Below are 24,930 nucleotides of genomic sequence, written 5' to 3'. Positions count from 1 at the left end.
AAAGGGTGTCAAATATTCAGCAAATCCCGCGGCGAGGTGATCCATTGGATATCGGCATCCGGCTCCAGGCCGTGCGCAAGGGCAAGGGGCTCAGCCAGCGTGAACTGGCCAAGCGGGTGGGGGTCACCAACTCCACCATCTCCCTGATCGAACAGAACAAGGTCAGCCCCTCGATCAGTTCCCTGAAGAAGGTGCTCGACGGCATCCCGATCTCGCTGGCCGACTTCTTCACCCAGGACCTGGAAGACGCCGGCGACGGTCCCTTCTACGCCGCCGCGGAATTGCCCGACGTCGGCAACAACGACATCCACTACTTCCTGGTCGGCCACCGCCGGCGCAACCGCCGCATGTGCGTGCTGCGCGAAGTGATGCCGCCGGGCAGCGACACCGGCGAATCCATGATCCAGCACGAAGGCGAAGAGGGCGGCGTGGTCGTCAGGGGCCAGGTGGAGATCACCGTGGGTGCCCAGCGCAAGGTGCTGGGCCCGGGCGAGGCTTATTATTTCGAATGTCGCCAGCCGCACCGTTTCCGCAATGTTGGCAAGGATGACGCCGTGATCATCAGCGCCAGCACGCCCCCCACTTTCTAAAGGCCCGCCATGACCGACCCCAAGACCCGCGCCGACTGGGAAGCGCTTGCCAAACGCCTGGCCATCCGCAGCCAGGCCTTCGTCAACGGCCGCTACGTGGACGCCGCGTCCGGCGAAACCTTCGATTGCCTCAGCCCGGTCGATGGCCGGGTGCTGGCACAGGTGGCCTCGTGCAAGGCCGCGGACGTCGACGGCGCCGTGCGCGCCGCGCGCCGTGCCTTCGACGCCGGCGACTGGGCGAATTCCAAGCCGTCCTGGCGCAAGAAGGTGCTGGTGCGCTTGGCCGAGCTGGTGCGCGAACACGCCGACGAACTGGCGCTGCTGGAAACCCTGGACATGGGCAAGCCCATCTCCGACGCCCTGAACGTGGACATGGCCGCCACCGCACGCTGCCTGGCCTGGACCGGCGAGGCCATCGACAAGGTCTACGGCGAAATCGCCAGCACCGGCTCCGACGAGTTGGGCCTGGTGACCCGCGAACCCCTGGGCGTGGTCGCCGCCATCGTGCCCTGGAACTTCCCGCTGCTGATGGCGGCCTGGAAGCTGGCGCCGGCGCTGGCGATGGGCAACTCGGTGGTGCTCAAGCCTTCGGAAAAATCGCCGCTGACCGCGATCCGCTTCGCCGAACTGGCCATGGAAGCCGGCCTGCCGCCGGGCGTGCTGAACGTGCTGCCGGGTTTCGGCAGGGACACCGGCGAGCCACTGGCCCGGCACAGGGACGTTGACGGCCTGGTCTTCACCGGTTCGACGGCCGTCGGCAAACACCTGCTGGTCTGCGCCGGCGAATCGAACATGAAGCGCGTGTACCTCGAATGCGGCGGCAAGAGCCCGAACCTGGTCTTCGCCGACGCGCCCGACCTGGACAAGGCGGCGAAGGCCGCGGCCAGCGGCATCTTCTACAACCAGGGCGAGGTCTGCACCGCGGCCTCGCGGCTGCTGGTGGAGCGTTGCATCAAGGACGAGTTCGTCGCCCTGGTCGCCAAACACGGCCAGGCCATGCAGCCCGGGCATCCGCTCGACCCCGGCGCGCCGATGGGCGCGATGGTGGACGAAGGCCAGACCCGTCGCGTGCTCGACTACATCGCCAGGGGCCGCGAAGAAGGGGGCCGGGTGGTGATCGGCGGCGACCGGCTGGCCACGGTGGAGGGCGGCTGCTACCTGGCGCCGACGATCTTCGACAACGTGGCCGCCGGGCACACCATCGCCCGCGAGGAGATCTTCGGACCGGTGCTGAGCGTCATCGCCTTCGACGACGAAGCCGAGGCCCTGGCGATTGCGAATGACAGCGACTACGGCCTGGCCGCGGGGGTGTTCACTGCCGACCTCAGCCGCGCCCACCGCGTCGCACGCCGCCTGCGCGCCGGCAGCGTCTGGGTGAACTACTGGGACGGCGGCGACATGACCGCGCCCTTCGGCGGCTACAAGCAGTCGGGCAACGGCCGCGACAAGTCGCTGCACGCCTTCGACAAGTACACCGAACTCAAGGCGACCTGGATCAACCTCGAGCCCTGAACGAAGCTGGCATGGCTTGATGCGGGTCAAGCCGCGCCCGCACCCGCGGGGGCATGCTGGTAGCCCTTGGAACAATCGCTGGGTCCGTACGCATGCGAGTGACCACCGCGCCCTTCCTGTCCGCCCTGGCCGGGGTGTCGGCCGCCGTGCTGCTGCCCGCGCTGCCTGCCGCGACCTGGGCGAGCACTGCGACGCTGAGCCTGTTCTCCGGTGTCGCCGCCCTGGTGATGATGGCGATGGCGGCGCTGCTGGGCTCGCGCTGGCGCTGGCTCGAAGACCTGTTCGGCGGCCTGGACCGGGTCTACGAAGTGCACAAGTGGCTGGGCGTCTGGGCGCTGGTGCTGGCCTCGGTGCACCTGGTGTTCAAGGCCGGGACGCCGGCCTGGGACGTGGCCGCGATCCTGCCGCTGCCGCCTTACTGGACGCGCCTGGTGCGCCAGCTCAGTTACGTGGCGCTGGTGGTGATCGTGCTGCTTGCGCTCAACCGCAAGATTCCCTACGGCCAGTGGCGCTGGTGGCACAAGCTGTCAGGGCCGCTGTTCGTCGTGGTGGTGCTGCACTGGCTGAGCTTCAGGTCGCCGATAGCCCTGGCTTCGCCGGCGGGTGTCTGGCTGGTGCTGTGCGCGGGGCTGGGGCTGGCGGGCGCAGCCTACAAGCTGCTGCTGTATCCGTTCCTGTCCGGACACGCGGAATACCGGCTGGTGCGGGTGGAGGCCGGCGTGGATTCCGTGCGCCTGGAACTGGTGCCGGTCGGACGCGTGATTCCCTTCGAGCCGGGACAATTCGCCTTCCTGCGTTTCCTGCATCCGGGCCTGCGCGAACCACACCCGTTCACGATCGCCAGCGGAGGCGACCAGCCCGTGAAGTTCGTGGTGCGGGCGCTGGGCGACTACACCGAACGCCTGGTGGCTGGCGTCGAGCCGGGAATGCGGGCGGAGGTCTATGCGCCGTTCGGCCGATTCAATCGCCCGCCACACGGAGGCTTCGAGGTCTGGGTTGGCGGCGGCGTCGGTCTTTCGCCCTTCATAGCCTGGTTGCAGGACCCTTCGAGGCAGGACCTGGCCAAGGTGACGGTCTTCAACTTCCAGACCCCGGGACGTGGCTTCCCGGGCGTCGCCGAGATCGCGGCCGATGCCCGTCGTCGTGGCGCGGACTGGGTGGACGTGGCCGACGGCCCGCGTTCGGCCGTGTTCGAGGACCGCTTTGCCTGGCTCGTGGCTCAGGTCGGTGCCGAGAACGTGTCGGTGAGTTTCTGCGGACCGGCCGGCCTGCTCGCGATAGTGCGTGCCGCCATGGCGCGCCAGGGCATACCGGAATCGCGCCTTCACCACGAAAAGTTCGAATTCCGCTGAGTTGGCGGCCATGGGCCGGGCATGGCCGGGGCGAGGCCTGTCGCGCGTTGTGTGCTTGCAGGCAGCCAGCAGGAGCCAGCCATGTTCAGCCGGACAACCGCCGTTCCAACCCTCGTGGTCTACCTTGTGGCCCTTGGCATGCTGGTGCTCATCGCCATGGTGGTCGCCCTGGTCACCGACCGGAACCCGCTGCCGTTCCCCGACCGGGATTACCACGTGTTTTCGGCCAGCTCGCCCGAGGCGCTCGTGGCGCTGGAGCAGCTGATGAAGCAGCACGGGCATCGGCCGCGCTTCCGCATCGATTCGCAGGAGGTCGACCGCACGGTCTTCAGTAACGGCACGATCATCAATTATCCGCGTCCACAGATAATCGGCGCGCTGGGCCAACCCGGCGGTGCGCTGGGGTTCGTCGTGGATGACCCGGATGCGTCGGCGCGCGAGACTGCACGCATGCTCAAGGCTGCCGGTCTGCAAGCGGAGGTGGTGCTCAACGCCGAACCCGGCCTTCCCATCGCCTTCGTCAAGACCGACGCGCTTGTCAGCGGCGCCATCGTCTTCCGCAAGCACGTGCTGAAAATGGGACAGAAACCTCCGGCCTGGACGCCGCGCTCACCATGAGCTGTGGCTCAGGTCACACCAGGGCGTGAGCCGGGAGCAGGCCACTTTTCAACCCAGCAGCTGGTCCAGACGATTGAAGCAACTACTCCATCCGCCACGATGGTCGTCGCGTTCGAATTCGGACACGAAGCGCTGCTGGTGGAAGTGCATCCGGGTGCCATCGGCCGTATCGGACAAGGTCACCGTCACAACCGAGTCCTTGTCCGGCCGTCGCGTGACATCGTCCCAGACATGGGTGAAGACGATGCGCTCGTTGGGTTCGATCTCCAGGAACTCGCCCTGCATCCACCACTCGGTGCCACTCTCGCGGCCACGCAGGCAGACCCGGTAGCTGCCGCCGACCCGCGGGTCGAAACGCTGGAAAGGCAGGTCGCAGCCCTCCGGACAGAACCAGCGCGGCAGCATGGCCGCGTCGGTCCAGGCCTTGAACACCAGGGCCCGCGGGGCGCGGAACTCGCGGACGATGACCAGTTCGTCCCGGCCTTCCTCGACCGGGGCAAGGGCGCTCGCGCTCATGGCGTTTCCAGCACGGCGTCGAGCTTCTCGAAGCTCTCGCCCCAGCCGTCGTTCATGCCGGCCTCGACCAGGCCGTCGCGCAGGCGGTTGCTGGTGCAGGTGATCTGCATGCGCATGCGGGTGCGGCCGTCGCCCAGGTCCTCGAAGGTCGTGACGCTGGTGTTGAGGATGGTTTCGCCGCGGGCGATTTCCTCGGCGGCGTACTTTTCCAGCCACTCCGGCGGCATGCAGCTGCAGTCGTCGGTCATCACCAGGCGCGAGGGCGGCGTCACCTCGGTGTATTTCCCCTGCACCGGATAGGCATTGCCTTCGGCGTCGCGCATCACGAAGTGGTAGCTGCCGCCGGCGCGCGCCTGGTTTTCGACGATTTCGGTCTGGAAGCCATGCGGTCCCCACCAGCGCGCCAGCGCCGCCGAATCGGTGAAGGCGCGGAAAACGAGCTCGCGCGGCGCCTTGAAGTCGCGGGTCAGGATGACCTGGCGCTCGGCCAGGTCGGCTTGCAGGGTCGTGCGCGCCATGTCAGCCCTCCCGGCTGCAGTTGACCATCCAGGGCGTGCCGAAACGATCCACGCCCATGCCGAAGCGTTTGGCCCAGAAAGTTTCGCCCATCGGCATCTGGATGTCGCTGCTGCCTTCCATCAGGCCGGCGAACAGGCGTTCGGCCTCGGCTTCGTCGCTGACCTGCAGGGAGACGGTCATGTTGCCGCCTTCGCGCCACATGGCTGGCGGGCAGTCGCTTCCCATCAGCATCAGGTCACCGAGCACCAGGCAGGTGTTCATCACTTTGTCGTCGAAGCCCGGCGGCAGGTTCGGGTTGCAGCCTTCGGGAGACGAGTGCGATTTGTCGTCGGGCTCCGGCGGCGCTTCGCCGTAGCGGAAGATGCCGGTGTTCCTCGCGCCGAGCACCTTGGCGTAGTGGGCGAAGGCTTCTTCGCAGGTGCCTTGGAAGCTGAGGTAGGGGTGCAGTGCGGTGATGGCCATATCGGGCTCCTGGGGAGGGGGTGGCGGGGTTGGGGTCAGCGGGACTTGCGGGGACGGGGCGGTTTGGGCGCCGGGGACTGCGCCTGCAACTCGGCCAGGTAGGCGTCGAGGCGGTCGAAGCGTGCTTCCCACAGGCGGCGGTAGGGCTCGAGCCAGTCGGTGGCGTCCTTGAGCGGGCCGGCGTCGATCCGGCAGGGCCGCCACTGGGCCTCGCGGCCCCGGCTGACCAGGCCGGCACGTTCGAGCACCTTCAGGTGCTTGGACACGGCCGGCTGGCTCATCGCGAAAGGCTCCGCCAGCTCGGTGACGGAACAGTCGCTTTCGATCAGCCGCGCCAGGATGGCGCGCCGGGTCGGATCGGCGAGTGCGGCGAAGGTGGCGCTGAGGGGGTCGGCCATGGGGCTGTCTATAAATAACCAAGTGGTTATATAAACCTGGTCAGTCGTCCCCGTCAAGCAAGCCGTCGACGGCCGGGACAGGTCCCCTTGCGCGTTCCACCGATAAACAGAGCCCGAGGCGGGGAGAGAGTCATGCAAAGACGTCGTTTCATGCAGACTGCTTTGGGTGCCGCGGCCGTGGCCGCGCTGCCCTCGTCCACGGCGCTGGCGCAGGCCGTGCAGACACTGGCGCAAGTTGGTGGGTCCGTCGATGCCGCGAGTCGCACCGGCCGCCAGCTCACCCTGCAACAGGCCGAACTGGAGGAACTGCGCGACAGCCTCCAGGGGCGATTGCTGCTGCCGGGCCACGAGGGCTACGAACAGGCGCGGCGCGTCCTGAACCCGAGCATCGACAAACACCCGGCCCTGGTGGTGCAACCCACCGGCGCCGCCGACGTCATGCGCGCCGTGGATTTCGCCCGCGAGCGGGAGTTGCTGTTGGCGGTCAAGTGCGGTGGACACAGCTACGGCGGCAAGTCCACCTGCGACGGCGGCCTGCAGATCGACCTCTCCACGCTGCGCGGCACCCATGTGGATGCCGGCACCCGCCGGGCCCACGTCGCGGGCGGCAGCCTGCTGGCCTCCCTCGATCGCGAGGCGATGGCGCAGGGCCTGGTCACCACCGCCGGCACCGTGTCGCATACCGGCGTGGGCGGCCTGACCCTGGGCGGCGGCTTCGGTCGCCTGGCGCGGCGGTTTGGCCTGGCGCTGGACAACGTGACCGCGGTCGACGTCGTTACCGCCGACGGCAAGCTGGTGCACGCCAGCGCGAACCACAACCCGGACCTGTTCTGGGGCGTGCGCGGTGGCGGCGGCAATTTCGGCGTCGTCACACGCTTCGAGTTCCAACTGCACCCCATGGCCCGCACGATCGTCGGCGGCGATCTGGTGTTCCCGCTGTCGCAGCTGCGCGATGTGGTGCGCTTTTATGCGGACTATTCACGGCAGGCGCCGGACGAGCTGTACCTGGACCTCTTCGCGCGCTCGCCGGTCGGCAGCCCGGACGGCATCGTGGCGCTGCACGCCTGCTATTCCGGCCCGGAAGCGCAGGCCGAGAAGGTGCTTGCGCCGCTGTACAAGGCCGGTACGCCGGTGCAGGACGGCATCCAGCGGCGGGATTACGTCGCCATCCAGCGCTCGCACGACAACGCCGATCCGCGTAACCACGCCGAGTACCTGAAATCGGGGTTCATCAATGAATTCCCCGAGGCCCTGGTCGACGTCATCGCCGAGAATTTCGAAGGTTTCGTCGAACGCGGCACCATGCTGCTGTTCCAGCACTCCGGCGGTGCCATCGGCCGGGTGCCGGTTGACGCCACGGCGTTCGCGCAGCGCAAATCCCTCGCCAACATGCTGTTCTTCGTCGAGTGGCCGCTGGCGGAATCGCCGGACCAGCACGTCGCCTACATCCGGGAGCAATGGACGCGGTTCGAGCCATTCACCGACGGCTGGTATGCGAACGAAGTGGACCAGGAATCCGCCCACGTGGTCGACCGCAACTACCAGGGCAACCACGCCCGCCTGGTGCAGGTGAAGAATCGCTACGATCCGGGCAACCTGTTCCGGCTCAACGCCAACGTCGTGCCAACGACCTGAGCAATCCAGGGGCAGCCAGGCGCGGCGCGCTCACCACAGCGCGTCGCGCAGCTTGAACCAGGCCATCGCCGCCACCAGCAGTGGCGTGCGCAGCGCGCGCCCGCCGGGGAAGGGTCGGTGCGGGATACGCGCGAACACGTCCAGGCGCCCGGCCTGGCCGCGGATCGCTTCGGCGATGACCTGGCCAGCCAGTCCCGTCGCCGCCACGCCGTGGCCGCTGAAGCCTTGCGCGAAATAGACGTTGTCGCCCAGCCGGCCCCAGTGCGGGGCGCGGTTTAGGCTGATGTCGATCAGCCCGCCCCAGACCTGTTCGAAGCCCACGCCCTGCAGCTGCGGAAACACCCGCACCATGCGCCGCGCCATCACCCCGGGCAGGTTGGGCGGGGGCAGGGTGGAGTAGCTGGCGCGACCGCCGAACAGCAGGCGGTGGTCGCGGCTGAGCCGGAAGTAATCCAGCGCCCAGTTGATGTCAGCCACGGCCATGTCGTTGCGGATCAGTTCGCGCGCGCGCTCGGCGCCCAGCGGCGCAGTGGCGCCGATATAGGTGCCCACCGGCATCACCCGCGCGTCGAGCTCGGGCGCGATGCCGTGCACCAGCGCATTGCCGGCCAGCACCACGAAGTCCGCCTGCACCTCGCCGCCGCCGGTGCGCAGCAGCGGCCGGGTGCCGCGCTGCAGCGACGTCACCCGGGATTGTTCGAAGATGCGCACGCCGGCCTGCGCCGCCGCGCGCGCCAGGCCGCGCGTGTAGTTGAGCGGGTGCAGGTGGCCCGAACACGGGTCGTAAAGCGCGCCAATGTAGCGCGGGCTCGACACCACGGCCTGCAGCGGTTCGCGCTCCCACCACTGCAGCGGGTAGCCGTAGTTATCCGCCAGGTCGGCCTGCCAGGCCTTGAGTTCGGCCACGTGCCGCGGCTTGATCGCCACGTGCGCATGGCCGTCGCGCCAGTGCGCGTCGATGCGGTGTTCGATGATGCGCCGGCGCACCTGGTCGACCGCGTCGACCGACCATCTGAAGAGCTCGCGCGAGGCTTCCAGCCCCAGCATCCCGGCGATCTTCGCCTGGTCGCAGCCGTAGCCGAAGATCACCTGGCCACCGTTGCGGCCGCTGGCGCCCCAGCCGACCTCGCGGGCCTCGAGCACGATGACGTCCAGGCCGGCCTGGGCCAGTTCCAGCGCCGCGGAAAGGCCGGTCAGGCCGGCGCCCAGCACCACCACGTCGGCGGTCTCGCGGCCGGCCAGCGGCGCGAACGCCTGGCCCGGGCCGGCGCTGCGCGCATACCAGGAGTCGGCGTGCGCGGACGGTTCGCGCAGGCTCATGTCAGACCTGGCGCAGGTACCAGTCCACTTCCAGCGTGGTCACTTCGCGATGGAAGCTGCGCAGTTCCTTGAGCTTCTGCTGGCCGTAGATGTGCCGGAAGCCTTCGCCGAAGTGGCGGGCGACGAAGTCGCTGGCCAGGAAATCGCGCAGGGTGTCGCGCCAGAACAGCTCGCGGTGTTCGCCCTGTTCGTAGGCATTGCCCACGGTCGGCGGACCCGGGTCGCCCTTGTCGCGCAGGCCCTGCAGCATGCCGGCCAGCACCGCGGCGGTGACCAGGTAGGGGTTGGCGTCGGCGCCGGCGATGCGGTGCTCGATGCGCACGTTGGCCGGGTCGCTGTGCGGCACGCGCATGGCGACGGTGCGGTTGTTGAAACCCCAGGCGTCGTTGAGCGGCACGAAGGCATTGAGCACGAAGCGCCGGTAGCTGTTGGCATGCGGTGCGAACAGCAGCATGCAGTCGCCACTGGCCCGCTGCAGGCCGGCGATGGCGTGCCGCAGCGGGTCGGCCGGGGCGTCGGGCGTGCAGGCGAAGATGTTCTTGCCGCTTTCATCAAGCAGGCTGACGTGGATATGCGCACCGCTGCCGGCCTGGCCGGCGAAGGGTTTGGCCATGAAGCTGGCCATCAGGCCGCGCTTGGCTGCCACCGCCTTGACCGCGCGCTTGAGCATCAGCGCGTCGTCGCAGGCCTGCAGTGCGTCGGCGCGGTGCCGCAGGTTGATCTCGAACTGGCCCGGGGCGTATTCGGCCACCGCGGTGTCGGCCGGGATGCCCTGGGCCTGGCAGGCGGCGCTGACGTCGTCGGTGAAACCGCGGTAATCGTCCAGGTCCTGGATGTAATAGACCTGCGTGCTGTGGTTGCGTTCGCCGGTGGCCGGGTTGCGGGCGACCTGGGGCCGGCCCTGGGCATCGAGCGCGGCGTCGAGCAGGTAGAACTCCAGCTCCACCGCGACGACCGGCGTCAGGCCGATTTCGGCAAAACCGGCCAGGACCCGCCGCAGCACTTCGCGCGGGTTGGCTTCGAACAGCCCGCCGTGGCCGTCTTCCATCTGCAGCAGCAGCTGCGCGGAAGGACGGTCGTGCCAAGGCACCGGGCGCAGGCTGCCGGGAACCGGGCGGCACAGGCGGTCTTCGTCGCCGATGTCGTAGCCCAGTCCGGTTTCTTCGACGGTATTGCCGGTGATGTCGGTGGCGATCAGCGACATCGGCAGGCAGACGCCGTCGCGGTAAACCTTTTCCAGGGTGTCCCGGGTGATGCGCTTGCCGCGCAGCAGGCCGTTCATGTCCGGCAGCAGCAGGTCCACCTGCTCGCAGGCCTGCAGCTGGGCCAGGGTGGCGGCGTCTTCGGTGGGCAGGGCGAGCTGGTTCATGGCAAGGCGTCGGCGGCGGTCGCGGGAGTTTATCACCGCGGCCCCGACTGTAAAGAATAATCATCACTTTGGCCAATGCGTTGATAAAATCGAACGCCGGGCGTAATGTCGGTTTTCCCTTCGCCGAGGCCCTTATGCGTTCGAGCCCGCTGGTCGGCCTGCCTTCCGATCGCAAGCAGATCGGACCCCATCCCTTCCATGCGGTGGGCGAAAAGTACATCCGGGCGGTGGTGGATGGCGCCGGTTGCCAGCCGGTCCTGCTGCCTTCGCTGTCGCCCCCGCTCGACCTGGGCGCCCTGCTCGACGAACTCGATGGCCTGGTCCTGACCGGCGCGCACAGCAACATCGAACCGCATCACTACAGCCACGAAGCCGGCTACGAAGGCAATCCGCTCGACCCGGCCCGCGACGCCAACACCTTGTCCCTGGTGCCGCTGGCGATTGCGCGCGGCCTGCCCGTGCTGGCCATCTGCCGCGGCATGCAGGAAGTGAACGTGGCCCTGGGCGGCAGCCTGCACCAGAAGGTGCACGAGGTGCCCGGCTTCGCCGACCACCGGGAGAATCCCGATGACCCGCTGGGCGTGCAGTACGCGCCGGCGCATCCCGTGCAGCTGGCCGCGGGCGGCTGGCTTGAAGGCATCGCCGGGGCCAGCGAGGCGAAGGTCAACTCGCTGCACGGGCAGGGTATCCGCGAGCTGGCGCCAGGCCTGGTGGTCGAGGCCACCGCGCCGGACGGGCTCATCGAGGCGGTGCGCCTGGACCGCGGCAATCCCGGAACCCCCGACCCCTTCCTGCTGGCCGTGCAGTGGCATCCGGAGTGGCGGGTCACCGAGAATCCGTTTTACCTGGGCATCTTCCAGGCATTCGCCGCCGCTTGCCGGCACCGTTCGCAAAAAAGGCACTGAGCCCCATGGCCAGGAAAAAACCGAGTCCCCAGGAAGAACAGGCGCAGCAGGAAAGTGCGATCAAGCGCTGGCTCAAGGAACGCCGCATCACCGAGGTCGAATGCCTGGTGCCCGACATCACCGGCAATGCCCGCGGCAAGATCATCCCGGCCGCGAAGTTTTCCCACGACTACGGCACGCGGCTGCCCGAGGGCATCTTCGCCACCACCGTCACCGGCGATTATCCGGACGAATACGACGACCTGGTCAGCCCCTCGGATTCGGACATGGTGCTGCGGCCCGACCCGGACACCATCCGCATGGTGCCCTGGGCGACCGACCCGACCGCGCAGGTGATCCACGACTGTTTCACCAAGGACGGTCGCCCGCACGAGCTGGCGCCGCGCAACGTGCTGCGCCGGGTGCTGGCCCTGTACGAGGCCATCGGCCTGCAGCCGGTGATCGCGCCCGAGCTGGAGTTCTACCTGGTCCAGCGCAACACCGACCCCGATTTCCCGCTGCTGCCGCCGGCTGGCCGCAACGGCCGCCCGGAAACCGCAAGGCAGTCGTATTCGATCGACGCCGTGAACGAGTTCGACCCCATCCTCGACCTGATGTACGACTACTGCGAGGCCATGGACCTGGACGTGGACACGCTGGTGCACGAGTCAGGCGCCGCCCAGCTGGAAGTCAACTTCGTGCACCTCGACCCGCTGTCGCGCGCCGACCAGGTGTTCCTGTTCAAGCGCACCATGCGCGAAGCCGCGATGCGCCACGGCGTCTACGCGACCTTCCTGGCCAAGCCGATGGAAAACGAGCCGGGCAGCTCGATGCACATCCACCAGAGCCTGCACAGCGTCAAGACCGGCAAGAACGTGTTTTCCGCCGGCAAGTCGGGCGCCCACACCGAAGTCTTCCTCAACTACATGGGCGGCCTGCAGAAGTACGTGCCGGCGGCCATGGCCTTTTTCGGCCCGAACGTGAATTCCTACCGGCGCCTGGCCTTCGGCGAGGTGTCGCCCAAGAACGTGCAGTGGGGTTACGACAACCGCACCTGCGGCCTGCGCGTGCCGCTGGACACGCCGGAAAACGCCCGCGTCGAAAGCCGCTTCGCCGGTTCCGACGTCAACCCCTACCTGGCGCTGGCCGCGACCCTGGCCTGCGGCTACCTGGGCATCCAGGAAAAGCTGCAGCCCACCGAACCGCTGGCCGGCAGCGCCCATGCCAAGGGCTACGACCTGCCGCGCTCGCTTGAGGAAGCCATCGCCGCGTTGCGCGCCTGCAAGCCGCTGCGCGAACTGCTGGGCGAACGCTTCGTGCGCGCCTACACCGCCGTCAAGGACAAGGAACACCAGACCTACCTGCGCGTGATCAGCAGCTGGGAGCGTGAGTTCCTGCTGCTCAACGTCTGAACCCGGAATCCACCATGACCGAAATCGACACCGCCACCCTGCAGCGCCTGGACGCCGCCCACCACCTGCACCCGTTCAACGACAACGCCGCCCTGGCCAAGCGCGGCACGCGCATCCTGACCCGCGGCGAGGGCTGCTACGTCTGGGATGCCGAAGGGAACCAGCTGCTCGACGCCTTCGCCGGCTTGTGGTGCGTGAACATCGGCTACGGCCGCCGCGAACTGGGCGAGGCGGCGTCGCGGCAGATGACCCAGCTGGCCTACTACAACAGCTTCTTCCAGTGCACCACCGAACCCACGGTGCGGCTGTCGGCCAAGCTGGCCGAACTCACGCCGCATGACCTCAACCATGCCTTCTTCACCAATTCGGGTTCCGAGGCCAACGACACCATCCTGCGCCTGGTCCGGCACTTCTGGGCGGTGCAGGACCAGCCGGAAAAGAACATCTTCATCGGCCGCCACGACGGCTACCACGGTTCCACCGTGGCCGGCGCCAGCCTGGGCGGCATGAAGGGCATGCACAAGCAGGGTGGCCTGCCGATCCCGGGCATCGTGCACATCGATCCGCCTTACTGGTTCGGCGACGGCGGCGACATGGACGAAGAAGCCTACGGCCGGCACTGCGCGAAGCGGCTCGAGGACAAGATCCTCGAGCTCGGCCCCGAGCGCGTCGCCGCCTTCATCGGCGAACCGGTGATGGGCGCCATCGGTGTCTACATCCCGCCGCGCAACTACTGGCAGGAAATCGAGCGCATCTGCCGCAAGTACGACGTGCTGCTGGTGGCCGACGAGGTCATCACCGGCTTCGGCCGCACCGGCGAGTGGTTCGCCAGCCAGACCTTCGATTTCCGCCCCGACGTGATGACCCTGGCCAAGGGCATCACCTCGGGCTACATCCCGCTGGGCGCGGTGATGTTCAACGACCGGGTCGCGGACGTGCTGTCGGGCCGCGGTGGCGAGCTGGCCCACGGCTACACCTATTCAGGCCACCCCGTCTGCGCGGCGGTGGCCCTGGAAAACATCCGAATCCTGCAGGAAGAACACATCGTCGAAACCTGCCGCAACAACATCGGGCCCTACCTGGGCGAGAAGTGGAAGGCCCTGGCCGGGCATCCGCTGGTCGGCGAGGCCCGGTTCCTGGGCATGGTCGGGGCCCTGGAGCTGGTGCCGTCCAAGCCTTCACGGACCTACTTCCCGGACCGGGGCAGGGTGGGCCAGCTGTGCCGCGACTTCGCCCTGCAAAACGGCCTGATCCTGCGCGCCACCAACGACGCGATGCTGCTGTCGCCGCCGCTGGTGATCAGCCGGTCCCAGGTCGACGAACTCGCCGAAAAGACCTGGAAAGCCCTGGACATGACCGCCCACGCGCTGGGCATGGCGCAGGGCTGAGCTGTGGTTATGATGTTCGAGCCGTCCAACCGCTTCAGTCACCCCGAGGGGAGTGTGCCGATGAAAGCCAGGATGTCCGCCCTGTTCCTATGCCTTGCCCTGGCCGCTTGCGGCGGGGACCCGCCCGCCGGCGACACCGGTGTCGCCGCGGCACCCGCGCCTGCCGGCGACAAGGTGCTCAACGTCTACAACTGGTCCGATTACATCGGCGAGGACACCATCGCCGGTTTCCAGGCCGAGACCGGCATCAAGGTCACCTACGACGTCTTCGACTCCAACGAAGTGCTCGAGGCGAAGCTCATGGCCGGCAACACCGGCTACGACATCGTGGTGCCTTCGCTGACCTTCCTGTCGCGCCAGGTCCAGGCCGGCGTGTTCCAGGAACTGGACAAGTCACGCTTGGGCAACTACGACAACCTCGATCCGGCCTTCATGGCCCTGCTGGCCAGCAACGACCCGGGCAACACCCATTCCATCCCCTACCTGTGGGGGACGACCGGCATCGGCTACAACGTCGACAAGGTGCGCGAAGCCCTGGGCCAAGACGCGCCGGTGGACAGCTGGGCGCTGGTCTTCGAGCCGGAGAACCTGGCCAAGCTCAAGGGCTGCGGCGTCGCCATCCTCGACACGCCGTCGGAGATCATCCCGCCGGTGCTGCATTACCTGGGCGAAGATCCCAACAGCTTCGACGAGGCGGTGATCCAGAAGGGCGTGGACCGCCTGAAGGAACTGCGGCCGCACGTCACCTACTTCCACAGCTCGCAGTTCATCAACGACCTGGCCAATGGCGACATCTGCGTCGCGGTGGGCTGGTCGGGCGACATCATCCAGGCCCAGGCCCGGGCGGAGGAAGCCGGCAAGGGCGTCGACGTCGCCTATTCGATCCCGAAGGAAGGCGCGCCGATGTGGTTCGACATGCTGGCGATCCCCAAGGACGCGAAGAACGTCGACAATGCCTACCTGTTCCTGGACTACCTGCTGCGCCCGGAGGTGATGGCCGGCATCCAGAACTACGTGATGTACGCCAGCGCCAATACCGCCGCCCTGCCGATGGTGGACGCGGCGGTGCTTGAAGACCCGGGCATCTACCCGCCCGAAGACACCCGGGCCAAGCTGTTCACCCTGGCGGTGCTGCCGCCCGAGGTCGACCGGCTGTTCAACCGGCACTGGACCACGCTCAAGACGGGGCAATAAGCCACGATGGCAAGCACGGCGAGCGGCGCCCTGGCGGGCGCCCCCAAGAACGACATGCTGGGGGCCGAGGGCTACCTGCGCATCGAAGCGGTGCGCAAGGAATTCGACGGCTTCGTCGCCGTCGACGACGTCAGCCTGTCGATCCGCCAGGGCGAGATCTTCGCCCTGCTGGGTGCCTCGGGCTGCGGCAAGTCCACGCTGCTGCGCTGCCTGGCCGGCTTCGAGAAGCCCACCCGGGGCCGCATCGTGCTCGACGGCCAGGACATCACCGCGCTGCCGCCCTACGAGCGGCCGCTGAACATGATGTTCCAGTCCTACGCGCTGTTCCCGCACATGAGCGTCGAGCAGAACGTCGGCTTCGGCCTGCGCCAGGACGGCATGGCCAAGGCCGAGATCGCCCGCAAGGTCGCCGAGATGCTGGCCCTGGTGCAGATGGAAAAGTTCGCCAGGCGCAAGCCGCACCAGCTTTCCGGCGGCCAGCAGCAGCGCGTGGCGCTGGCGCGGTCGCTGGCCAAGGGTCCTAAGCTGCTGCTGCTCGACGAACCCATGGGTGCGCTCGACAAGAAGCTGCGCTCGCAGATGCAGCTTGAACTGGTGAACATCGTCGAACGCCTGGGCGTCACCTGCGTCATGGTCACCCACGACCAGGAAGAGGCGATGACCATGGCCCACCGCATCGCGGTGATGGACGCCGGCTGGATCCGCCAGGTCGGCAGCCCGGACGAAATCTACGAACAGCCCAGCTGCCGCTTCACGGCCGAATTCATCGGGTCGGTGAACCTGATCGAGGGCCGGATCCTCGAGGACGAAAACGACTACGTCACCATCTCCAGCCCGGCGCTGGCGTTCCCGGCCTACGTCGGCCACGGCGTCACCGGTTTCGAAGGCCAGGAAGTCGCGCTGGCGATCCGCCCGGAAAAGATCCAGGTGGACAAGGACGAACCCGCCCAGCCGCACAACAAGGTGCAGGGCATCATCGAGGACATCGCCTATTTCGGCAGCCACTCGGTTTTCCACGTGCGCCTGCCGGGCGGCACGAAGGTGCTGGCCAACATGATCAACAGCCAGCGCTGGGCCAGCGAGAAGTTCACCTGGAACGACCCGGTGTGGCTGAGCTGGGACGACCAGGCCGGGGTGGTGCTGACCACGTGAAAAACCTGCCGCGCTCGATCCGCAGGCGCCTGCCGGGCCCGCGCTGGCTGGTGATCGCGGTGCCCTACCTGTGGATGCTGCTGTTCTTCGCCGTGCCGTTCGCGATCGCGCTCAAGATCAGCTTCGCCAGCGCCGTCATCGCGATGCCGCCCTACACCGACCTGGTCAACTGGTCGGGCGACAAGTTAGAGCTGAGCATCAACACCGCCAACTACCTGTTCCTGGTGCGCGACAGCCTTTACGTGAAGGCCTACCTGAGCTCGCTCGAGATCGCCGTTGTCTCGACCGCGCTGTGCCTGCTTATCGGCTACCCGATCGCCTACGCGATATCGCGCATGGACCCGGCCACCCGCAACGTGGCGCTGATGCTGGTCATCCTGCCCAGCTGGACCTCCTTCCTTATCCGCATCTACGCCTGGGTCGGCATCCTCAAGAACAACGGCCTGCTCAACAACGCGCTGATCGGCATGGGGCTCATCGACGAGCCGCTGGCGATCCTGCACACGCCGGTGGCGGTGTACATCGGCATCGTCTACGCCTACCTGCCGTTCATGGTGCTGCCGCTGTACGCCAACCTGGTAAAGCACGACCACCGGCTCATCGAGGCCGCCACCGACCTGGGCGCGCCGCCCTGGAAGGCCTTCCTGACGGTCACGCTGCCGCTGTCCAAGGCCGGCATCATCGCCGGGTCGATGCTGGTGCTGATCCCGGTGGTGGGCGAGTTCGTCATTCCCGAAATGCTCGGTGGCCCCGACACGCTGATGATCGGCCGGGTGCTGTGGCAGGAGTTCTTCAACAACCGCGACTGGCCGGTGGCCTCGGCGGTGGCGATCGTGATGCTGGTGCTGCTGATCGTGCCGATAACCATCTTCCACCGCTACCAGTCGAAGGAACTGGAGTCGCGGCTGTCATGAGCCAGCCGGGGCGCAATTCCGCGTTCACCAAGGGCATGCTGGCCCTGGGCTTCGTTTTCCTCTACGCGCCCATCCTCAGCCTGATGGTGTATTCGTTCAACGAGTCGCGGCTGGTGACGGTGTGGTCGGGCTTTTCGGTGAAGTGGTACGGCGAACTCTTTCGCGACCAGCAGATGATGGACGCGGCCTGGGTCAGCATCCAGGTGGCCTTCTGGACGGCCTGGGCCTCGGTGGTGCTGGGCACGATGGCGGCGATGGTGATGACCCGTTTCCGGCATTTCCCCGGCAAGACACTGTTCGGCGGCCTTATCACGGCGCCGCTGGTGATGCCCGAGGTGATCACCGGCCTGTCGATCCTGCTGCTGTTCGTGTCCATCGGGCCGGTCATCGGCATCGGCGGCCAGCGCGGCATGCTGACCATCTGGATCGCCCACGTCACCTTCTGCATGGCCTTCGTCACGGTGGTGATCAGCTCGCGCCTGGGCGAACTGGACCGGTCGCTGGAAGAGGCCGCCATGGACCTGGGCGCCAACCGGCTGAAGGTGTTCTTCGTGATCACCCTGCCGATCATTGCACCGGCGCTCATCTCCGGCTGGCTGTTGGCGTTTACCCTGAGCCTGGACGACCTGGTGATCGCCAGCTTCGTCTCCGGTCCTTCGTCGACGACCTTGCCGATGAAGGTGTTTTCCTCCGTGCGCCTTGGCGTGAGCCCCAAGATCAACGCCCTCGCCACGCTGATGATCGCCGCGGTTTCCGTGGCCGCGGTCATCGGCTGGTGGGTCATGCACCGCGAAGAACGTAAACGCCAGCGCGACGCCCGCCTGGCGCTGCAGAAGGGTTGAAACCATGAGCCAAGCCAATCGAGATCCCTGGACCGGGGAAGTCCGCCCGTTCCCGCGCCAGACCGACGCCGAGGTCGAAGCGCGGCTTGCCGCCGCGCAAGCCGCGTTCCCGGCCTGGTCGGGGCGCGGGATCAACGAGCGCGCCGTCCTGATGCACCGCGTCGCCAAGGGCCTGCGCGATGCGCGCCGCGACCTGGCCATGACCCTGACCGCCGAGATGGGCAAGCTGCGCCGCGAGGCACTGGCCGAAGTCGAAAAGTCCGCCGCCGCCTGCGACTACTACGCCGACAATGCCGCGCGTTACCTGCAGGACCAGGCCATCGGCACCGAAGCCAGCCGCAGCTACGTGCGCTACGCGCCGATCGGCTGCGTACTGGCGATCATGCCGTGGAACTTCCCGGTCTGGCAGGTGTTCCGTTTCCTGGCGCCGGGCCTGATGGCGGGCAACGTGGCCCTGCTCAAGCACGCCACCAACGTGCCCAGCTGCGCCGACGCGATCGCCGAAGTGCTGGCCGCCGCCGGCATTCCCGAAGGCGTGTTCGGCGTGCTGCACATCGACAATGAAAAGGCCGCGGACGTGATCGCCGATCCGCGGGTGAAGGCGGTCACGCTGACCGGCAGCGAACGCGCCGGCCGCTCGGTCGCTTCGACCGCGGGTCAACACCTGAAGAAATGCGTGCTTGAACTCGGCGGCTCCGACCCCTTCATCGTGCTCGACGACGCCGACCTCGACGCCACGGTGAAGGTCGCCGTCGCCTCGCGCTTCGGCAACGCCGGCCAGACCTGCATCGCCGCCAAGCGTTTCATCGTGACGCCGGGCATCGCCGACCGCTTCGTGCAGGCCTTTGCCGACGCGGCCTCGAAGCTGGTGGTGGGCGACCCCAACGACGATGCCAGCAGCCTGGCGCCCATGGCCCGCGCCGACTTGCGCGACGAGCTGCACCGGCAGGTACAGGACAGCGTCGCCAAGGGCGCACGCGTGCTGCTCGGCGGCCAGCCGGGGCAGGGCGAAACCCACTACCCGGCGACGATCCTGGACGCCGTGAAGCCGGGTATGCCGGCCTGGGACGAAGAACTGTTCGGCCCGGTGGCCTCGGTCCTGCGGGTTGCCGACGAGGCCGAAGCGGTGCGCGTGGCCAACGACACCCGCTATGGCTTGGGTGCCAGCGTCTGGACCGCGGATGCCGCGCGCGGCGAGCGGGTTGCCCGACAGATCGACGCCGGGGCGTGTTTCGTCAACTCGCTGGTCAAGTCCGACGTGCGCCTTCCGTTCGGCGGCACCAAGGCCTCGGGTTTCGGTCGCGAACTCGCCGAACACGGCATGCACGAATTCACCAATATCCAGACCATTTACGTCGCCTGAGCCCCAGGGGGGTCGCAGACGCGGCAAAAAAAGCTAGACTCGGCCCGTTGGCGTGGTCCGAAGGGGGCGGCCTGCCTGATAACAGGAGGTGACGCTTGGATACGAAACAGACGCGGCTTCATGCCGCACGGGGTTGGGGATTGGCCGTGGCGTTTGCCCTGGCCGTGCCGGCGTGGGCACAGGTGGGCGGTGATCGCGGCGCGGTCGAGGCCCAGCTTGCGCAAGCCGCCGCGGCGGTGGACGCCGCCAGCCAGGAGGTGCAGGCCCGCCAGGCCCAGCTCGAGGCCGCACGCGAAAGCCTGTCCCGGGCCGAACGCGCCCGTGACCAGGCCGCCGACCGCTTGGCGCGGGCGGAAACGCAGGCCGCCAAGGGACGGGTGACCCGCCGGCAGGTGGACCAGGACCGGCAGTCGGCCGACCGGGCCATCGAGGCCGTGCGCCGGGCCAGCGAGGAAATCCGGGCCCTGGAGTCGGCCATGAACGACGGCCAGGCCAGCCTGCTGGCGGCCAAGTCGGCCGTGGACGCCGCCAGCGCCAGCGTGGCCAGCTACCTGGGCGACGAGCCGGGCGCCTGAGCGTGCACGACTGGCGCCTGGTGACCGAGCGGGCGGCGCGGGGCAACCCGCCGCCTGCACGCCGCGTGGAAAAGACGCCGGACCAGTGGCGCACGCTGCTGACCCCCGATGTCTTCCAGGTGACCCGCCTGGCCGGCACCGAGCGGCCCTACAGTTCGGAAATGTGCGGCCTGTTCGAACCCGGCCGCTACGGCTGCGCCTGCTGCGGCACGCCGCTGTTCGACGCCGGCACCAAGTTCGAGTCGGGCTCGGGCTGGCCCTCGTTCACCGCACCGCTCGCGGACGAGGCCGTGGCCTACAAGGCCGACGAAAGCCACGGCATGGTCCGCATCGAAATCCTCTGCAACGCCTGCGACGCCCACCTGGGCCACGTCTTCCCGGACGGGCCGGCGCCCACCGGCCTGCGCTACTGCACCAACGCGCTGTCGCTGCAGAAACTTCCCGACTGACGTGGGGACCCCAAACGACAACGCCGCCCGGGTGGGCGGCGTTGGCGTGTTTGGTGGAGGTGGGGGGAGTTGAACCCCCGTCCGAGAGCACTCGATCTCCGGCACTACATGCTTAGCTCGTTGTTGATTCTCGTACGACGGCAACACAACGTGCGAGGCACACCGTCGTCCACACCCGCTAAGTTCACTACCGGTTGGCGGGTCGCCGCCGGCAGCTGTTCCGTGATAATGACCCTACATCCACGAGCACGGGCACAAGTGGGTTCGGGGCTTACGCCTTAAGCGGCGAGAGCGTAGTTGTCGTCGTTGGCAACTAAATTTTGCAGCTGGATTAACGAGGAAAGCTACCCCCTCGGCATGCGCCAGTCGACTTCGCAACCCCCGTCGAAGCCAGGTCACCCCCGGAAACGTTGGGAACACATCGATCAACCGACGTCCGAAGTATGGGGGTCGGGAGTGCAGTCCACAAGCCGCTCGTTCATCTGCGGTTTGCCCAACCCCCCTGGTCAAGGGGCGCGCCGAAGGCGCGGGGAGACGCCGGTCGACTACGCGTCCTTGTTGTGTTTTCGCATGACGCGCTGCTTGTCGCGCTCCCAGTCGCGGTCCTTGGAAGCCTGGCGCTTGTCGTGGCTCTGCTTGCCCTTGGCCAGGGCCAGTTCCAGCTTCACCTTGTTGCCCTTCCAGTACACGGCGGTGGGGATCAGGGTGTAGCCGTCGCGTTCGACCTTGCCGACCAGCTTGTCGATCTCGTGCCGGTGCAGCAGCAGCTTGCGGGTGCGGCGGTCGTCGGCCACCACGTGGGTGGACGCCTGGCTGAGCGGGGTGACCTGGGCGCCGAACAGGAAGATCTCGCCGCGTTTGACCACGGCGTAGGCGTCGCCCATGTTCATGCGGCCGGCGCGGATGGACTTGAGCTCCCAGCCCTGCAGGGCGATGCCGGCCTCGAAGCGGTCCTCGAGGTGGAACTCGTGCCGGGCGCTGCGGTTGAGGGCGATGGTCTTGTTGCCTTCCGCCTTGGGCTTGCCGGTTCCGGTATTCTTGGCGTTGTTTTTCTTAGACATGTCCTTTCCTTGGCGGTCATTGTCGCCCATCGCGGGCCGGCTGGGGGAGGGTGCGGCAAGGAGCCCATGACAAGCATCCATCGGCACGCCCTGGTCCGGCATTCGGCGCGGCGCATGTACGACCTGGTCAACGACGTCGCGTCCTACGCGGCGCGCTTCGCCTGGTGCGAGGCCTCGGAAGTCTTCGAAGCCTCCGAGACGCACATGCTGGCGCGGCTGGACCTGCGCCTGGCCGGCCTGCGCACCAGCTTCACCACGCGCAACCGGCTCGAGGCGCCCACGCACATCCACCTTGAACTGGTGGAGGGGCCTTTTCGCAAGTTCAGCGGCCACTGGCATTTCCACACCCTGGCCGAAGACGCCTGCAAGGTCGGCCTGACCCTGGAGTTCGACGTCGCCGGCAAGGTGCTGGGCACGGCCATGGCCGTGGGCTTCCAGGGCCTGGCCGACCGCATGGTCGACGATTTCTGCCGCGAGGCCGACCGGGCCTGACATGGCCGCCGCGCCGCTGCGCATCGAAGTGGTCTGCGCCCAGCCGGGTCGTGCCTGGCGGCTGCCGGTTGAAGTGCCGCCGGGCGCCACGGTGGCCGACGCACTGGCGGCCGCCGACCTGCCGGCCAAGGTGCCGGGGCTGGTGGTGGATCCGGAGTGCCTGGCGGTCTTCGGCCGGACGGTGACGCCGGCCGAGGCGCTGCGCGACGGCGACCGCGTCGAGGTGCTGCGGCCGCTGCTGATCGACCCGATGCAGGCCCGGCGGCGCCGGGCGCGCGACGCCTAGCCGCCGCTGGGCGGACGGCGCGGCTTGTTCTTGTCGCGGGCCAGGTTGCCGAAACGGCGCATCTCGGCGGCCAGTTCGGTGTCGGCCTCGGGGAAGTATTCACCCTCCCAGCGCGCCAGCGAATCACCTTCGAACCACAGCGTCAGGTTCTTGATTTCCGTGTCGCCGGTGCGACGGCGCTCGGTGGCGACGTAGTCCCAGCGCGACTGGTTGAAGGGGTCGGCCAGCGGCGGCGAACCGAGCAGGCTGAACACCTGCGCGCGGGTCAGGCCGACCTGCAGCTGCTCGACGCTCCTGGTCTCAAGCAGGTTGCCCTGGAAAACGGGCTGGCGGTAGACGATGCCGCAGCCGGCGATCAGGGTGGTGGCGAGCAGGAGCGTGAAAGCCTTGCGCATTGCGTGGGTATCCGGGACTGTCCGGGGCCGATGATACACTACGGCCCGGCGACGCCAGCCAGGGCGGCGCCCTGCGACGGCAGGCATTCAGGAGACGACATGGAATCCCAGGACCTGCGCAAGGCCGGACTCAAGGTGACCCACCCGCGCATGCGCATCCTCGACGTGCTCGAGTCCACCGGGCGCAAGCACCTGACCGCCGAGGACATCTACCGCCAGTTGCTCGACCACGGCGACGACATCGGCCTGGCGACGGTGTACCGGGTGCTTACCCAGTTCGAATCGGCCGGCCTGGTGCTCAAGCACAACTTCGAGGGTGGCCAGGCGGTGTACGAACTCGACCACGGCCAGCACCACGACCACATGGTCGACGTGGACACCGGCAAGGTCATCGAGTTCACCAGCCCGGAAATCGAGCGCCTGCAGCACGAGATCGCCGCCAAACACGGCTTCGAAATCGAGGACCACTCGCTGGTCCTGTACGTGCGCGCCAAAAAGAAGAAGTAGCCCTACCTGGCGTTGGCCCGCGCCAGCAGCTGGCGGGCGTTGGCGCGTACCTCTTTGGTGATCTCGACGCCGCCCAGCATGCGGGCGAGTTCTTCGACGCGGGCCTTTTCCGAAAGCGCTTCGACCTGGCTGTGCGTCGCGTCGGCTTCGACCGCCTTGCTGACCCGGTAGTGGTGGTGGCCCTGGGCCGCCACCTGGGGCAGGTGGGTGACGCACAGCACCTGGCGCTCGCCGCCCAGGGCCCGCAGCTTCTGGCCCACGACTTCGGCCACGGCGCCGCCGATGCCGGTGTCGACTTCGTCGAAGACCATGGTCGGCACGGCGTCGAAGCCCAGGGCCGCGACTTCGATGGCCAGGCTGATGCGCGCCAGTTCGCCGCCCGAGGCGACCTTGCGCAGCGCCCGCGGCGGCTGGCCGGGGTTGGCCGAGACCAGGAACTCGCAGCGTTCGGCGCCCTGCGGCGTCGGGCGGGTGGTGTCCAGCGGTTCCAGGGCGACGGTGAACACGCCGCCGCCCATGCCCAGTTCGCCCATCAGGCCGGCCACGGCCTCGCCCAGCTGGGCGGCCGAACGGGCGCGGGCCTGGCCCAGGCGGGCGGCGGTTTCGTTCCATTCGCGGGCGGCGGCCTCGCGTTCGCGGCCGAGGCGGGCGGCGCGTTCGCCAGCGCCGGCCAGGCCCTCGAGCTCGGCCTGCAGCTGGTCGCGGCGGCCGGCCAGGTCTTCCAGCGGCACGCGGTGCTTGCGGGCGAGGTCGTGCAGGCGGGCCAGGCGGTCTTCCAGCGCGCGCAGGCGGTCCGGGTCGAGGTCGAAATCGTCGTGCAGGCGTTCGATGCCGGCGGCGGCTTCTGCCAGCTGGATGCCGGCTGATTCAAGCAGGGCAAGCACTTCGGCCAGGCGGGGTTCGTCGCCGGCCAGGCGGGCCAGTTCGGCCTGGGTCTGGTGCAGCAGGCGCTGCAGCGACAGGCCTTCGTCGCCGGCCAGGCGGGCCAGGGCGACTTCGCAGCCCTGCAGCAGGCCGGCGGCGTTGGCCTGGCGGCGGTGGGCGGCGGCCAGCTCTTCGAGCGATTCGGGGTCCAGGGTTTCGGCGGACAGTTCCTGGACCTGGTGTTCCAACCAGGCCAGGCGTTCGCCGACGTCGCCGGCGCGGGCCAGGTCGGCCAGCTCGCGGTCGATGCCGGCCCAGCGGCGGGCGGCTTCGCGCACGGCGTCAAGCAGGGGGCCGTGCTGGCCGAAGGCGTCGAGCAGCGCCAGCTGCTGGCCGCGGTCGAGCAGGGCCTGGTGTTCGTGCTGGCCATGGATTTCCACCAGCAGCCCGCCCAGGGCCGAAAGCTGGCCCAGCGTGGCCGGACGGCCGTTGATCCACGCCCGCGAGCCTCCGTCGGCGCGCATGACCCGGCGCAGCTGGCAGGCGTCGCCATCGTCGAGTTCGTTTTCGCGCAGCCAGGCCAGCGCCGCCGGGGCGTCGCCCAGGTCGAACTCGGCCGCCAGCTCGGCGCGTTCGGCGCCGTGGCGCACCACGCCGGCGTCGGCGCGGGCACCGGTCAGCCACATCAGCGCGTCCACCAGCAGCGACTTGCCGGCGCCGGTTTCGCCCGAAACCACGGTCATGCCCGGCCCGAAGGCCAGTTCCGCACGGCTGACGACGGCAAAATCCTGGAGGGTGAGGTGGCTGAGCATGCTGGCGGCGATTCTGCCTGAAAGCCCGAGCTTCGGCTGCCCCTGTCTC

The 24,930-nt window shown here is 68.1% G+C and carries 27 protein-coding genes and 1 other RNA gene; 18 read left to right on the top strand and 10 right to left on the bottom strand.

What is annotated here, in order from left to right:
* The first annotated feature begins 44 nt into the window (after positions 1-44).
* The 4 genes from IEX13_RS06520 to IEX13_RS06505 all read left to right on the top strand — a co-directional run bounded on the left by IEX13_RS06520 (position 45) and on the right by IEX13_RS06505 (position 4,072).
* Positions 45-590: a cupin domain-containing protein gene (locus tag IEX13_RS06520; protein ID WP_188662358.1), complete on the top strand. Its 546-nt coding sequence runs from the start codon at positions 45-47 to the stop codon at positions 588-590.
* A gap of 9 nt (positions 591-599) precedes the next feature.
* Positions 600-2,102 (top strand): aldehyde dehydrogenase, encoded by a 1,503-nt coding sequence (locus IEX13_RS06515; protein ID WP_188662357.1) that lies wholly within the window; start codon positions 600-602, stop codon positions 2,100-2,102.
* A gap of 92 nt (positions 2,103-2,194) precedes the next feature.
* A complete protein-coding gene (locus IEX13_RS06510) occupies positions 2,195-3,454 on the top strand; it encodes a ferredoxin reductase family protein (protein WP_188662356.1) in 1,260 nt (419 codons plus the stop codon).
* Positions 3,455-3,535: 81 nt separating this feature from the next.
* Positions 3,536-4,072 (top strand): hypothetical protein, encoded by a 537-nt coding sequence (locus tag IEX13_RS06505; RefSeq protein ID WP_188662355.1) that lies wholly within the window; start codon positions 3,536-3,538, stop codon positions 4,070-4,072.
* A 48-nt stretch (positions 4,073-4,120) separates the two neighbouring features.
* On the opposite strand, the gene IEX13_RS06500 is transcribed toward IEX13_RS06505, so the two are convergent.
* The 4 genes from IEX13_RS06500 to IEX13_RS06485 are packed head-to-tail and all read right to left on the bottom strand — an operon-like array spanning position 4,121 to position 5,967.
* The gene (locus IEX13_RS06500; protein WP_188662354.1) at positions 4,121-4,588 is read right to left on the bottom strand and encodes an SRPBCC family protein; all 468 of its coding nucleotides are present in this window, start codon (positions 4,586-4,588) and stop codon (positions 4,121-4,123) included.
* On the bottom strand, positions 4,585-5,106 hold the full coding sequence (locus tag IEX13_RS06495) for an SRPBCC domain-containing protein (protein ID WP_188662353.1): 522 nt from the start codon (positions 5,104-5,106) through the stop codon (positions 4,585-4,587). Before IEX13_RS06495 ends, IEX13_RS06500 begins: the two co-directional genes overlap by 4 nt.
* A gap of 1 nt (position 5,107) precedes the next feature.
* Positions 5,108-5,569, bottom strand: a complete 462-nt coding sequence (locus IEX13_RS06490) for a VOC family protein (protein ID WP_188662352.1) — start codon at positions 5,567-5,569, stop codon at positions 5,108-5,110.
* A 35-nt stretch (positions 5,570-5,604) separates the two neighbouring features.
* Positions 5,605-5,967, bottom strand: a complete 363-nt coding sequence (locus tag IEX13_RS06485; protein WP_188662351.1) for an ArsR/SmtB family transcription factor — start codon at positions 5,965-5,967, stop codon at positions 5,605-5,607.
* Positions 5,968-6,099: 132 nt separating this feature from the next.
* Between IEX13_RS06485 and IEX13_RS06480 the strand changes: the two genes are divergently transcribed.
* Positions 6,100-7,602 carry an FAD-binding oxidoreductase gene (locus tag IEX13_RS06480; protein WP_188662350.1) on the top strand — a complete coding sequence of 501 codons (1,503 nt, stop codon included), beginning with the start codon at positions 6,100-6,102 and terminating at the stop codon, positions 7,600-7,602.
* 30 nt (positions 7,603-7,632) lie between these two features.
* Here the strand turns inward: IEX13_RS06480 and IEX13_RS06475 are convergent, their stop codons facing one another.
* Complete coding sequence (locus IEX13_RS06475; RefSeq protein WP_188662348.1) at positions 7,633-8,922, bottom strand: NAD(P)/FAD-dependent oxidoreductase; 1,290 nt, start codon at positions 8,920-8,922, stop codon at positions 7,633-7,635.
* 1 nt (position 8,923) lies between these two features.
* Positions 8,924-10,291 carry a glutamine synthetase family protein gene (locus IEX13_RS06470; protein WP_188662346.1) on the bottom strand — a complete coding sequence of 456 codons (1,368 nt, stop codon included), beginning with the start codon at positions 10,289-10,291 and terminating at the stop codon, positions 8,924-8,926.
* A 134-nt stretch (positions 10,292-10,425) separates the two neighbouring features.
* Between IEX13_RS06470 and IEX13_RS06465 the strand changes: the two genes are divergently transcribed.
* The 10 genes from IEX13_RS06465 to msrB all read left to right on the top strand — a co-directional run bounded on the left by IEX13_RS06465 (position 10,426) and on the right by msrB (position 20,464).
* Positions 10,426-11,196: a gamma-glutamyl-gamma-aminobutyrate hydrolase family protein gene (locus tag IEX13_RS06465; RefSeq protein WP_188662344.1), complete on the top strand. Its 771-nt coding sequence runs from the start codon at positions 10,426-10,428 to the stop codon at positions 11,194-11,196.
* A 5-nt stretch (positions 11,197-11,201) separates the two neighbouring features.
* Positions 11,202-12,587, top strand: a complete 1,386-nt coding sequence (locus IEX13_RS06460) for a glutamine synthetase family protein (RefSeq protein WP_188662342.1) — start codon at positions 11,202-11,204, stop codon at positions 12,585-12,587.
* Between the two features lie 14 nt (positions 12,588-12,601).
* Positions 12,602-13,975, top strand: coding sequence for an aspartate aminotransferase family protein (locus IEX13_RS06455; RefSeq protein ID WP_188662340.1), 1,374 nt, complete (start codon positions 12,602-12,604; stop codon positions 13,973-13,975).
* Between the two features lie 60 nt (positions 13,976-14,035).
* Positions 14,036-15,169, top strand: a complete 1,134-nt coding sequence (locus IEX13_RS06450) for an extracellular solute-binding protein (RefSeq protein WP_188662338.1) — start codon at positions 14,036-14,038, stop codon at positions 15,167-15,169.
* A 54-nt stretch (positions 15,170-15,223) separates the two neighbouring features.
* Entirely contained in the window at positions 15,224-16,321 is a 1,098-nt protein-coding gene (locus IEX13_RS06445) for an ABC transporter ATP-binding protein (protein ID WP_188663053.1), read from the top strand.
* Positions 16,322-16,326: 5 nt separating this feature from the next.
* Positions 16,327-17,235 (top strand): ABC transporter permease subunit, encoded by a 909-nt coding sequence (locus IEX13_RS06440; protein ID WP_188663051.1) that lies wholly within the window; start codon positions 16,327-16,329, stop codon positions 17,233-17,235.
* The gene (locus tag IEX13_RS06435) at positions 17,232-18,077 is read left to right on the top strand and encodes an ABC transporter permease subunit (RefSeq protein ID WP_229668471.1); all 846 of its coding nucleotides are present in this window, start codon (positions 17,232-17,234) and stop codon (positions 18,075-18,077) included. Before IEX13_RS06440 ends, IEX13_RS06435 begins: the two co-directional genes overlap by 4 nt.
* Before the next feature lie 4 nt (positions 18,078-18,081).
* Positions 18,082-19,440 (top strand): NAD-dependent succinate-semialdehyde dehydrogenase, encoded by a 1,359-nt coding sequence (locus tag IEX13_RS06430; protein WP_188662336.1) that lies wholly within the window; start codon positions 18,082-18,084, stop codon positions 19,438-19,440.
* A gap of 146 nt (positions 19,441-19,586) precedes the next feature.
* Positions 19,587-20,015: an efflux RND transporter periplasmic adaptor subunit gene (locus IEX13_RS06425; RefSeq protein WP_188662335.1), complete on the top strand. Its 429-nt coding sequence runs from the start codon at positions 19,587-19,589 to the stop codon at positions 20,013-20,015.
* 2 nt (positions 20,016-20,017) lie between these two features.
* On the top strand, positions 20,018-20,464 hold the full coding sequence (msrB, locus tag IEX13_RS06420; protein ID WP_188662333.1) for a peptide-methionine (R)-S-oxide reductase MsrB: 447 nt from the start codon (positions 20,018-20,020) through the stop codon (positions 20,462-20,464).
* A gap of 51 nt (positions 20,465-20,515) precedes the next feature.
* Here msrB and ssrA read toward each other — a convergent pair.
* Positions 20,516-20,867: a transfer-messenger RNA gene (gene ssrA, locus IEX13_RS06415) on the bottom strand.
* A gap of 142 nt (positions 20,868-21,009) precedes the next feature.
* Positions 21,010-21,525 carry an SsrA-binding protein SmpB gene (gene smpB / locus IEX13_RS06410; RefSeq protein WP_188662331.1) on the bottom strand — a complete coding sequence of 172 codons (516 nt, stop codon included), beginning with the start codon at positions 21,523-21,525 and terminating at the stop codon, positions 21,010-21,012.
* 66 nt (positions 21,526-21,591) lie between these two features.
* Between smpB and IEX13_RS06405 the strand changes: the two genes are divergently transcribed.
* Positions 21,592-22,017, top strand: a complete 426-nt coding sequence (locus IEX13_RS06405; RefSeq protein WP_188662329.1) for a type II toxin-antitoxin system RatA family toxin — start codon at positions 21,592-21,594, stop codon at positions 22,015-22,017.
* A 1-nt stretch (position 22,018) separates the two neighbouring features.
* Complete coding sequence (locus tag IEX13_RS06400) at positions 22,019-22,303, top strand: RnfH family protein (protein WP_188662327.1); 285 nt, start codon at positions 22,019-22,021, stop codon at positions 22,301-22,303.
* Here the strand turns inward: IEX13_RS06400 and IEX13_RS06395 are convergent.
* Positions 22,300-22,698, bottom strand: a complete 399-nt coding sequence (locus IEX13_RS06395) for an outer membrane protein assembly factor BamE (protein ID WP_188662325.1) — start codon at positions 22,696-22,698, stop codon at positions 22,300-22,302. The genes IEX13_RS06400 and IEX13_RS06395 overlap by 4 nt on opposite strands.
* A 99-nt stretch (positions 22,699-22,797) precedes the next feature.
* On the opposite strand from IEX13_RS06395, the gene fur reads away from it, so the two are divergent.
* A complete protein-coding gene (gene fur, locus IEX13_RS06390) occupies positions 22,798-23,205 on the top strand; it encodes a ferric iron uptake transcriptional regulator (RefSeq protein WP_188662323.1) in 408 nt (135 codons plus the stop codon).
* Between the two features lie 2 nt (positions 23,206-23,207).
* On the opposite strand, the gene recN is transcribed toward fur, so the two are convergent.
* Complete coding sequence (gene recN / locus IEX13_RS06385) at positions 23,208-24,881, bottom strand: DNA repair protein RecN (protein ID WP_188662321.1); 1,674 nt, start codon at positions 24,879-24,881, stop codon at positions 23,208-23,210.
* Between the last annotated feature and the right edge of the window lie 49 nt (positions 24,882-24,930).

This window comes from Arenimonas soli (genome assembly GCF_014643775.1).
Lineage (GTDB): Bacteria > Pseudomonadota > Gammaproteobacteria > Xanthomonadales > Xanthomonadaceae > Arenimonas > Arenimonas soli.
The sequence above is the reverse complement of the archived record's forward strand: the minus strand, read 5'-3'. Positions and strand labels throughout refer to the sequence as shown.

Excerpts from the sequence above, each read along its gene's own strand:
- IEX13_RS06495 (WP_188662353.1), bottom strand. The coding sequence starts at position 5,106 with ATGGCGCGCACGACCCTGCAAGCCGACCTGGCCGAGCGCCAGGTCATC.
- IEX13_RS06430 (WP_188662336.1), top strand. The coding sequence starts at position 18,082 with ATGAGCCAAGCCAATCGAGATCCCTGGACCGGGGAAGTCCGCCCGTTC.
- IEX13_RS06395 (WP_188662325.1), bottom strand. The coding sequence starts at position 22,698 with ATGCGCAAGGCTTTCACGCTCCTGCTCGCCACCACCCTGATCGCCGGC.
- IEX13_RS06400 (WP_188662327.1), top strand. The coding sequence starts at position 22,019 with ATGGCCGCCGCGCCGCTGCGCATCGAAGTGGTCTGCGCCCAGCCGGGT.
- IEX13_RS06405 (WP_188662329.1), top strand. The coding sequence starts at position 21,592 with ATGACAAGCATCCATCGGCACGCCCTGGTCCGGCATTCGGCGCGGCGC.
- IEX13_RS06480 (WP_188662350.1), top strand. The coding sequence starts at position 6,100 with ATGCAAAGACGTCGTTTCATGCAGACTGCTTTGGGTGCCGCGGCCGTG.
- IEX13_RS06500 (WP_188662354.1), bottom strand. The coding sequence starts at position 4,588 with ATGAGCGCGAGCGCCCTTGCCCCGGTCGAGGAAGGCCGGGACGAACTG.
- IEX13_RS06455 (WP_188662340.1), top strand. The coding sequence starts at position 12,602 with ATGACCGAAATCGACACCGCCACCCTGCAGCGCCTGGACGCCGCCCAC.
- recN (WP_188662321.1), bottom strand. The coding sequence starts at position 24,881 with ATGCTCAGCCACCTCACCCTCCAGGATTTTGCCGTCGTCAGCCGTGCG.
- smpB (WP_188662331.1), bottom strand. The coding sequence starts at position 21,525 with ATGTCTAAGAAAAACAACGCCAAGAATACCGGAACCGGCAAGCCCAAG.
- fur (WP_188662323.1), top strand. The coding sequence starts at position 22,798 with ATGGAATCCCAGGACCTGCGCAAGGCCGGACTCAAGGTGACCCACCCG.
- IEX13_RS06445 (WP_188663053.1), top strand. The coding sequence starts at position 15,224 with ATGCTGGGGGCCGAGGGCTACCTGCGCATCGAAGCGGTGCGCAAGGAA.
- IEX13_RS06505 (WP_188662355.1), top strand. The coding sequence starts at position 3,536 with ATGTTCAGCCGGACAACCGCCGTTCCAACCCTCGTGGTCTACCTTGTG.
- IEX13_RS06435 (WP_229668471.1), top strand. The coding sequence starts at position 17,232 with ATGAGCCAGCCGGGGCGCAATTCCGCGTTCACCAAGGGCATGCTGGCC.
- IEX13_RS06470 (WP_188662346.1), bottom strand. The coding sequence starts at position 10,291 with ATGAACCAGCTCGCCCTGCCCACCGAAGACGCCGCCACCCTGGCCCAG.
- IEX13_RS06460 (WP_188662342.1), top strand. The coding sequence starts at position 11,202 with ATGGCCAGGAAAAAACCGAGTCCCCAGGAAGAACAGGCGCAGCAGGAA.
- IEX13_RS06510 (WP_188662356.1), top strand. The coding sequence starts at position 2,195 with ATGCGAGTGACCACCGCGCCCTTCCTGTCCGCCCTGGCCGGGGTGTCG.
- IEX13_RS06515 (WP_188662357.1), top strand. The coding sequence starts at position 600 with ATGACCGACCCCAAGACCCGCGCCGACTGGGAAGCGCTTGCCAAACGC.
- IEX13_RS06490 (WP_188662352.1), bottom strand. The coding sequence starts at position 5,569 with ATGGCCATCACCGCACTGCACCCCTACCTCAGCTTCCAAGGCACCTGC.
- IEX13_RS06465 (WP_188662344.1), top strand. The coding sequence starts at position 10,426 with ATGCGTTCGAGCCCGCTGGTCGGCCTGCCTTCCGATCGCAAGCAGATC.
- IEX13_RS06450 (WP_188662338.1), top strand. The coding sequence starts at position 14,036 with ATGAAAGCCAGGATGTCCGCCCTGTTCCTATGCCTTGCCCTGGCCGCT.
- IEX13_RS06485 (WP_188662351.1), bottom strand. The coding sequence starts at position 5,967 with ATGGCCGACCCCCTCAGCGCCACCTTCGCCGCACTCGCCGATCCGACC.
- IEX13_RS06475 (WP_188662348.1), bottom strand. The coding sequence starts at position 8,922 with ATGAGCCTGCGCGAACCGTCCGCGCACGCCGACTCCTGGTATGCGCGC.